Here is a 7,567-nt window from a genome sequence, read left to right on the forward strand (position 1 = left end):
CTGTCGTAGTGGCGCTCCCGTGTAGAACCTGGCCCATAGTGCTTCCTTCCAATCGAGGGAAAATAGTGCACCATCAAAGCCTGGGATCAAACACGACCAGAATCTGCTCGCTTCGTACCACATCCGCTATGGCGGCTACGGCGGCATCGCCTATCACCACGTGTCCGATACGTACGTCGCGCCGTTCAGCCACTTCACTCCGTGCGGTGTCTGGGAGGCGGTCTACATCTATCGATGGCCTGCTGAAGAACACCTCCGACATCCCGCCTGACACCGTCCACGCCGACACGCAGGGGCAGTCGCTGCCGGTGTTCGGCCTTTCGCATCTGCTGGGCATCCAGCCGATGCCGCGCATCCGCAAATGGCGCGAATACAGGTTCTTCCGCTCCGATGAGTACATTCGTTACGAACACATCGATGCGCTGTTCCGGGACACTGTCGACCGGGATCTGATCGAGACCCACTGGAAAGAGCTGATGCAGGTCGTGCTCCCGATCAAGACCGGCAAGATCGCGGCCTCGACGCTGATGCGCAAGCTGGGCAACTACAGCCGCAAGAACCGGCCGTACCAGGCCTTCAAGGCGCTCGGTATCGCGGGGTGGATACACAGCAAACAGGCCGGTGCCTCGAAGACCAGCATCGCTGACCGATCGAATTGTTCAAGATACGATACACAACTGGCCTGCCCCGTTGGTCGTCGGCGCAATCGATACACCAGGCATGCCCGGTTCCTTGCAGAACCGGGCATGCAGGCAGGCTTATTGCGCAGCCGCTTGCGGCGCGACAGGCGCCGCATCCGGCGTCACACGCCAGATCGTATTGGCCAGATCGTCCGCGACGATCAACGCACCACGTGGATCGAGCGTGACACCGACCGGGCGGCCGCGGGTCAGACCATCGTCGCCGTGGAAGCCGGAGACGAAGTCGATCGGGTCGCCCGCCGGGCGGCCATCGCGGAACGGCACGAACACCACCTTGTAACCCACCGGCGGGTCGCGATTCCAGCTGCCGTGCTCACCGACGAACACACCGTCGCCGAACTGCGTGCCCATCGTGGTCGACGAAAACGCGACACCGAGTGCGGCGACATGCGAGCCCAGCGCGTAATCGGGCACGATGGCCGAGGCGACCTTCTGCGGATCCTGCGGCATGACCCGCGTGTCCACATTCTTGCCCCAGTAGCTGTACGGCCAGCCGTAGAAGCCGCCTTCGCGTACCGAAGTGAGGTAATCGGGTACCAGGTTCGGGCCGATCTCGTCGCGCTCGTTGACCACCGCCCACAGTGCGCCGCTACCGGGCTGGATCGCCAATGCGGTGGGATTGCGCAAGCCGGTGGCATAGCTCTTGTGCGCGCCGGTCGCCGGATCCACCTGCCAGACCTGCGCGCGGTCGACCTCGGCAATCATGCCGCGCTCGGTGATATTGCTGTTGGAGCCGATCGCAACATACAGATAGCGGCCATCGGCACTGGCGGTGAGGGCTTTGGTCCAGTGATGGTTGATGGCCGACGGCAGGTCGGTAACCTTGCTCGGCGCGGCGCTGGCCTTGGTCTGCCCCTGCTGATACTCAAAGCGCACCAACGCGTCCTGATCTGCCACATACAGCGCATTGCCGATCAGTGCCAGACCATACGGTGCATTGAGCTTGTCGGCAAACACGGTCTTCAGTTCATAGATGCCGTCGCCATCGGCATCGCGCAGCAGCGTCAGCCGGTTGCCGCTCTTGACCGAGGTATTGCCCTTGGCCTTGATGGCGCCGGCAATCACGTCCTTGGGCTTGAGATTGGGTGCACCGCCGCCGCGGCCCTCGGCGACCAGGATGTCGCCGTTGGGCAACACCAGCGTCTGCCGCGGAATGCCCAGGCCGGTGGCGATCGCCGCGATGCGGTAACCCGCAGGCACGGTGGGCTTGCGCTCGCCCCAGGCTGCCGGCTCGGCAATGGTCATGTCGGGCAGCAGGCCCCGATCCGGCGCTGGCAGCTCGGGACTGGCACCGTGTTGTTTGAGCTCGGGCGCCTTGCCGCAGGAAGCGAGTGCGGCGGCAAGAATGGACACCGACACGACGGTCACGGTATGACGCTTCATCGGGCACCTCCCACGCGCAGGCCGGACAGCCCCGACCAGGCTGCAACCAGCGCGAATGCGGTCGCAATCGCCGAAAATACCAATGCCGCCGGCATGATCGCCCAGGCATCGCGGGCATGGTGCAAGGCGTCGAAGAAGCCGACGATCCACGCGGCACCGAGCGCGATCACATAGATCACGTTGCGGCTTCCACGCGCGAAGCCGACGATCGCGCACAGCAGCGCAATGGTCGTCAGCACCATCGCACCGATCAGCAGCCACGCGGCGAAGTTGGCCCACTGGATCTGATGACTGCTCCAGTACGCGTAATCGCTCAGCAAGGCGCCGAGGAACAGCGGCCACACGCCGCCGAGCACGGCTGCATGGAATGGATGGATGGCCCAGGAGCGGGCGGGCATGGCAGTTGAATTCATGGCGGACTCATTGGACGCGTTGGTGAAACGTGCCCCGATGCTGCCAACTGCCACGTGATGAGCGCGGTGATGCTGAGTCTGCTCTACGCGACGGGTCGTTGCGGGGTTCAGCCGACATGCGTGTAAAAATAGCTCATACGTCGTATTTCATCCATTGCACCGGTGCGTTAGCGGATATTTTGGGCAGCAAAGCAACACCGCAGTGTCATTGCAGCGGCACTGGGCTGAAGACGTGCAGGCCCTGGAGCCGCCCGATGTCTCCAGGACAATTTGGCCAACCTCGCGTCGTGCCAGCCAGGGCACCAGCTTGCGATGGCCGGCCGCGCGTTGGCCTTGGCGATCGCCACCGCCCGGCGTGGCGGTGGTTACGCCATCGCTGTCAGCGTGTTGGTGGCGCAAACCCCAGGCGCCATCGGCCAGCACGCACACCCCCCTGGATTCGGCGTTGACCACGTTCTCCACTTGCGCCTCGCTGGCGATCACGAACTGGCGCAGATAGTTGCTTACGCGTCCCTGGGTGCCTTCGCGGCCGGCCATCCCGAGGCCGCCGCGATCTACCGGACTATTGACTGATGAGGGGCGGTCCCGACTTCGGCCGGGGCTGCACCAGGAGAATTTCAAGCGATGGCGAAGCGAACGAAGCAACCGGCCCAGGCGGGCCAGAGGGTCGGCAGGGATTCGTGTAAAACACAGCCAGAAGTGAGCTAACTCGCTGTCGTTAAAGGTTTCTTACACCAATCCCTGCCGACCCTCAGATAGTCCCCCCGACTGAGCCTCACTGAGGCAATAGCTCCATCAACCATGTGAGCTCCTCTTCGTTGAATGCCGGGAAATTATCCTCTGCCCCTTCGAAGGGGTCCGCATCTTGTTCCCACATCACGGTGCTGGACGCTGCCAGGTCGGCAGCCATGGGCGTACCAGGATCCGGGAGGCCGCCCCCGATCCTGGTACGCGGGCGTTTTACACCCCAGCTGAGGAGCAAATGCAGCGCATCGCGCTGTTCGGGAACGCGCACCTCGACAGCTTGTTGTGCGGAGGAGCCGGTGACAGCACGATCCGATCGGGACCGTTTGCGGCTGCTGCTTGCGCGCGCCTGATCTCCCTCGTGCGTTGGGCTGGGCGCATCAAGGTCACGCTCCAGGGAATCGGCGAATGCGTGCAAAGACGCCTGGTCCGGCGTTTGAGCCGAAGCACGGGACGGTTCGGCCCTTTTCATCCCTGATGCCTGGAGGATACGGTGCCAACGCTGCGAGGCCGGGGGGAGCGTTCCACTGCGGGCTTCGAGTTCGGTGACGCCCACTCTGCGAAAGAGCTGTAACAACCCCTGCCTGCTCATCCCGAACTGCGCCATGGCGTCATCAAATGCTTGCGCTGGATGGGAGTGGCACTGGAAAAAACCCAGCACGCGAACCACTTGCGCGCGGTCGGCAACAGGATGGGAGGTGCGTTCGGAAATACGGCGATTGGTTCTTTTGATCAAGTTCGGCGCGTGCGGCAATCCCTTTTTCACTGCCTCCAGCGCAGGACGTCCGCCGAGGCAGGCCAAGGCGACGAGGTGGTCGTTGGTCAACGCTGCCAACGCCGGATCAGGGCGAGATAACTGGGCAACAATGCTCTCCAGCGCCTGCTTGCCGCCGCCATTGCTGGCGATGGCCACGACCTGGTCCGGGGTCAGGCCATGGTGGGCCTGGCACAGCACCGGCAACAGCGCCTGCACCGTCTCCAGCGCCTGCTTGCCGCCAATATTGCTGGCGATGGCCACGACCTGGTCCCGGGTCAGGCCATGGGCCTGGCACAGCACCGGCAACAGCGCCTGCACCGTCTCCAGCGCCTGCTTGCCGCCAATATTGCTGGCGATGGCCACGACCTGGTCCCGGGTCAGGCCATGGGCCTGGCACAGCACCGGCAACAGCCGCTGCACCGTCTCCAGCGCCTGCTTGCCACCAATATTGCTGGCGATGGCCACGACCTGGTCCCGGGTCAGGCCATGGGTCTGGCACAGCACCGGCAACAGCGCCTGCACCCTCTCCAGCGCCTGCTTGCCGCCGTTATTGCTGGCGATGGCCACGACCTGGTCCCGGGTCAGGCCATGGGCCTGGCACAGCACCGGCAACAGGCGCTGCACCGTCTCCAGCGCCTGCTTGCCGCCAATATTGCTGGCGATGGCCACGACCTGGTCCCGGGTCAGGCCATGGGCCTGGCACAGCACCGGCAACAGCGCCTGCACCGTCTCCAGCGCCTGCTTGCCGCCGCTATTGCTGGCGATGGCCACGACCTGGTCCCGGGTCAGGCCATGGGCCTGGCACAGCACCGGCAACAGCGCCTGCACCGTCTCCAGCGCCTGCTTGCCGCCGTTATTGCTGGCGATGGCCACGACCTGGTCCCGGGTCAGGCCATGGGCCTGGCACAGCACCGGCAACAGCGCCTGCACCGTCTCCAGCGCCTGCTTGCCACCATCGTGGCTGGCGATGGCCACGACCTGGTCCCGGGTCAGGCCATGGGCCTGGCACAGCACCGGCAACAGCGCCTGCACCGTCTCCAGCGCCTGCTTGCCGCCGCTATTGCTGGCGATGGCCACGACCTGGTCCCGGGTCAGGCCATGGGCCTGGCACAGCACCGGCAACAGGCGCTGCACCGTCTCCAGCGCCTGCTTGCCGCCAATATTGCTGGCGATGGCCACGACCTGGTCCCGGGTCAGGCCATGGGCCTGGCACAGCACCGGCAACAGCCGCTGCACCGTCTCCAGCGCCTGCTTGCCGCCGCCATTGCTGGCGATGGCCACGACCTGGTCCCGGGTCAGGCCATGGGCCTGGCACAGCACCGGCAACAGGCGCTGCACCGTCTCCAGCGCCTGCTTGCCACCATCGTGGCTGGCGATGGCCACGACCTGGTCCCGGGTCAGGCCATGGGCCTGGCACAGCACCGGCAACAGCGCCTGCACCGTCTCCAGCGCCTGCTTGCCGCCGCTATTGCTGGCGATGGCCACGACCTGGTCCCGGGTCAGGCCATGGGCCTGGCACAGCACCGGCAACAGCGCCTGCACCGTCTCCAGCGCCTGCTTGCCGCCGCTATTGCTGGCGATGGCCACGACCTGGTCCCGGGTCAGGCCATGGGCCTGGCACAGCACCGGCAACAGCCGCTGCACCGTCTCCAGCGCCTGCTTGCCGCCGTTATTGCTGGCGATGGCCACGACCTGGTCCCGGGTCAGGCCATGGGTCTGGCACAGCACCGGCAACAGCTGCTGCACCGTCTCCAGCGCCTGCTTGCCGCCAATATTGCTGGCGATGGCCACGACCTGGTCCCGGGTCAGGCCATGGGCCTGGCACAGCACCGGCAACAGCGCCTGCACCGTCTCCAGCGCCTGCTTGCCGCCGTTATTGCTGGCGATGGCCACGACCTGTTCCGGAGTCAGGTTCAGGGGGGCACCCGTCAGTGCATTGCGCCATGCATGCACTGCCTCCACCGCGGTCACGCCGCCACGTTTTGCAATCTTGAGAAGTTGGCCTGTGTCCAACTGTAACGGTGGACCCCTCAACTCCCCCGCCACCGTGAGCAAGGCCTCCAGGGCGCGTGCGCCGGACCACTGTTTGCCGACGCCAACAATGTCTTCGTGTGTCGCCTCTGGCAAGGCTGCGATCATGTCCTGATACTTGACAGCGACGGTCCCTAACGCTGCCGGGTGTTGGCTGAGCGCAACGATGTGCGCGTGTGTAAACCCATGGCCCACCAGTGCCTGGTGGTGCTGCGCCACTGTCGAACGAGCCTTCGGTTTGATCTTCTCTTGCTGCTGCTGACTGTAGCCGAGCGTGCGTAGATCCACCTGCGCGGCCGGCGAAGCGTCGGAGGGTTGCGCAGCACGCCGTCGCGGGGCCGGCTTGGCGCGCGGCGGCCGCGCGGCCGTGACAGCGACACGCGCGGTGGGTGGCGGGTCATCGGCTGCACGCAGACCCGATTGCACCTCATCCCACTCTGCTGGGGCAGCCTCTGTATGGTGAGCGCCGAAGGCAGGCAATGAATCAAAAAGCGATGTATCAAGAAGCGACGGATCGAACTGACGTAACAGGTCACTGAAGCTGCCCGCCGAGAACGCAGGCAAGGGCGCAGGGGGAGATGGCAGCCTGGTCCGGGACATCGTCCGCCGAGCGGGCAAGCCATCCAGGGGGCCGCCGGCAGGCGGAGACACCCCACGATCTGCAGTCGGCTCAACCCCATCCGGTTGGGGTTCGGGCAGAAGCTCGCGGGCAGGACTTGGCGTGCGAGAACGAATGGGATCCATCAGGCATGCCTCTACAGAAACCACGGTCGCCTCAAGACTAACGGCCTGTGGTCCCTACATAGCTTCCGAGGTCGCATGGCAGTACACAACTTCGGGTGATCCTGGCAACCCTCGACGACCAGGGCGAGGCGCAGACATGAAGGCGATCCCAGACCCGCATGGAGGATCGGCAGAAGGTTGTGAAAAATTTCTGTGCTGACAGCGAGGCGGCCTTCGCGGAGCCGTCGACCCGAAGGTGATTGAACCTCGACGATTAAGCACCTCACTGGAGCAGAAGCGGCTTGTCTATCTACAGCGCGCAATAGATTTTCTGCGGGTGGCCTCGAAGGACGAGAGCCGCCAGTTCGTAAAGCGTCTGGAGCGGTTTCATCTAAAGGAGACCGATATCTCAACACCAAACCTGAAGAGCCAACCGTGGGGGCGGACCCTTACACACTTTGACGGCAGGCTTTGCGAGTCCACGGCATACCGCCCCGTTTGGAGCGCCAGGCATGGGTGTGCGGCCTGTCAGTTACAGTTCGTCCTGCGCAGCGCAGGCGCTATAACTGGGCGCACTTCGTTGGTAACAAGCCGCGCCGCCAGGGGGCGGCGTGATTTAAGCCAAACAGCTCGCCGCAAGACAGTTGCAGCGTACCGAACTTCGAAACGGACGAGGTAGTGGATGAGCCGATGGAAGCGCCGTTTTATCCGGCAAACTCAGGTTTTCACAAAAGACATCGGATTCTGCGAGTCATTTTTACTCGTATGTCGGCTGAACCCCAATACAAGTTCTTCCGACCCGATGAGGACATTCG

Annotated in this window: 3 protein-coding genes and 2 pseudogenes; 1 reads left to right on the top strand and 4 read right to left on the bottom strand. The window is 64.3% G+C overall.

Features of this window, described 5'->3' with window-relative positions; translation table 11 throughout:
- Positions 1-91 precede the first annotated feature (91 nt).
- Positions 92-596: pseudogene (locus XarbCFBP7408_RS21445) on the top strand (Tn3 family transposase); the annotation flags it as partial.
- A gap of 162 nt (positions 597-758) precedes the next feature.
- On the opposite strand, the gene XarbCFBP7408_RS21450 reads toward XarbCFBP7408_RS21445, so the two are convergent.
- From XarbCFBP7408_RS21450 to avrBs3, 4 genes and pseudogenes are all read right to left on the bottom strand, one after another.
- Complete coding sequence (locus tag XarbCFBP7408_RS21450; protein WP_104564646.1) at positions 759-2,084, bottom strand: PQQ-dependent sugar dehydrogenase; 1,326 nt, start codon at positions 2,082-2,084, stop codon at positions 759-761.
- Positions 2,081-2,497 (bottom strand): hypothetical protein, encoded by a 417-nt coding sequence (locus XarbCFBP7408_RS21455; protein ID WP_104564647.1) that lies wholly within the window; start codon positions 2,495-2,497, stop codon positions 2,081-2,083. Before XarbCFBP7408_RS21455 ends, XarbCFBP7408_RS21450 begins: the two co-directional genes overlap by 4 nt.
- Positions 2,498-2,817: 320 nt before the next feature.
- Positions 2,818-3,031: pseudogene (locus XarbCFBP7408_RS23575) on the bottom strand (TldD/PmbA family protein); the annotation flags it as partial.
- Between the two features lie 241 nt (positions 3,032-3,272).
- Positions 3,273-6,773 (bottom strand): type III secretion system effector avirulence protein AvrBs3, encoded by a 3,501-nt coding sequence (gene avrBs3 / locus XarbCFBP7408_RS21465; RefSeq protein ID WP_104564649.1) that lies wholly within the window; start codon positions 6,771-6,773, stop codon positions 3,273-3,275.
- Between the last annotated feature and the right edge of the window lie 794 nt (positions 6,774-7,567).

It is taken from the genome of Xanthomonas arboricola pv. guizotiae (assembly GCF_002940205.1).
Classification (GTDB): Bacteria; Pseudomonadota; Gammaproteobacteria; order Xanthomonadales; family Xanthomonadaceae; genus Xanthomonas; species Xanthomonas arboricola_C.

Bases quoted from the DNA above. Each gene is read 5' to 3' on its own strand.
- XarbCFBP7408_RS21450 (WP_104564646.1), bottom strand. From the start codon at position 2,084: ATGAAGCGTCATACCGTGACCGTCGTGTCGGTGTCCATTCTTGCCGCC.
- XarbCFBP7408_RS21455 (WP_104564647.1), bottom strand. From the start codon at position 2,497: ATGAATTCAACTGCCATGCCCGCCCGCTCCTGGGCCATCCATCCATTC.
- avrBs3 (WP_104564649.1), bottom strand. From the start codon at position 6,773: ATGGATCCCATTCGTTCTCGCACGCCAAGTCCTGCCCGCGAGCTTCTG.